The sequence below is a fragment of the Oleiphilus sp. HI0132 genome (assembly GCF_001635845.1).
In genome coordinates this window covers 1-1284 of sequence record NZ_LWGJ01001609.1, presented here as the reverse complement: position 1 = coordinate 1284, position 1284 = coordinate 1, and the positions used below count along the sequence as shown (strand labels likewise).

Below are 1284 nucleotides of genomic sequence, written 5' to 3'. Positions count from 1 at the left end.
GTAAGGACTTCCTTCCACGTGTAGCTGCTTTGTTGGATGTGGCGCAAATCTCTGACATCATCAAAGTTGAATCAGCTGATACTTTCGTTCGTCCTATCTATGCAGGTAATGCGATCGCTACTGTTCAGTCTTCTGACGGCATCAAAGTAATCACTGTTCGTGGTACTGCGTTTGATCCTGTTGCTGCTGAAGGTGGTTCTGCTGCTGTTGAAGCTATTGATAACGTTCAGGATGCTGGCATCTCTACCTTCGTTGGTGAAGAAATGGCTAAGTCTGATCGTCCAGAGTTGACTGCTGCTGACATCGTGATTTCTGGTGGCCGTGGTATGCAAAATGGCGACAACTTCAAGATTCTTGAGTCTGTTGCTGACAAGCTAGGCGCTGCTGTAGGTGCATCACGTGCCGCTGTTGATGCTGGCTTCGTACCTAACGATATGCAGGTTGGTCAAACAGGTAAGATTGTTGCACCTAACCTTTACATCGCTGTTGGTATCTCGGGTGCTATCCAGCACTTGGCAGGTATGTCAGGCAGTAAAGTAATCGTTGCAATCAACAAAGACGAAGATGCTCCTATCTTCCAGGTTGCTGATTACGGTTTGGTTGCTGATTTGTTTGAAGCTGTTCCAGAATTGGACGCTGCACTTTAAGCAAAGCTAAGTTCTAAAAACCGATACATGAAAGTGTATCGGTTTTTTTGTGCCTGACTATTAATCAGGCTTTGCTTCGTAAGGTGTCAAGTTCGTAAGTGCCTTTGTAAAGCTCTCTTCTAGCGGACATTCTAATGTCACGTTTTGCCCCGTCACTGGGTGATTGAACGTAAGTTTGGTCGCTGCCAATAATAAACGATGACTATCAAAATTTTCTTTGAATAGACGGTTGTGCTCACCTTTCCCATATTTTACATCACCGATAATTGGGTGGCTGATGTGTTTTAGGTGGCGCCGAATTTGATGCTTTCTGCCGGTTGTGGGCTTCAGTTGGATGTGGCTGTATCGTGAACTGGGGAAGCGCCCATCTGAGAATGGCAGCTCAAAACTGCACATTCGTTCATAATGTGTGACAGCTTCTTTAGGGTCTTTTTTTTGAAGTTGTTTTTGCATGTGTTTGAAAACTGCGATTTCTTTTAGAGGGTGATTGATCTCTCCATTGGTGGGAGTATACCCGCGAACGATTGCTTGATATGTCTTATTGACCAAGCGGTTTTCAAAATCTGAGCTAAGCTGAGAGGCGATCTCGGAATGCAGAGCAAATAGGAGTAGCCCTGATGTCGGTTTATCCAAACGG

At 45.1% G+C, this 1284-nt stretch carries 2 protein-coding genes; one reads left to right on the top strand and one right to left on the bottom strand.

Annotation, left to right across the window (positions count from 1 at the left end):
* Window positions 1–647 (top strand): electron transfer flavoprotein subunit alpha/FixB family protein (locus A3766_RS24805; protein ID WP_068643174.1); only part of this gene is annotated, 647 nt, incomplete at its 5' end.
* A gap of 60 nt (window positions 648–707) precedes the next feature.
* Here the strand turns inward: A3766_RS24805 and A3766_RS24800 are convergent.
* Window positions 708–1284 (bottom strand): pseudouridine synthase (locus A3766_RS24800; protein ID WP_068643171.1); only part of this gene is annotated, 577 nt, incomplete at its 5' end.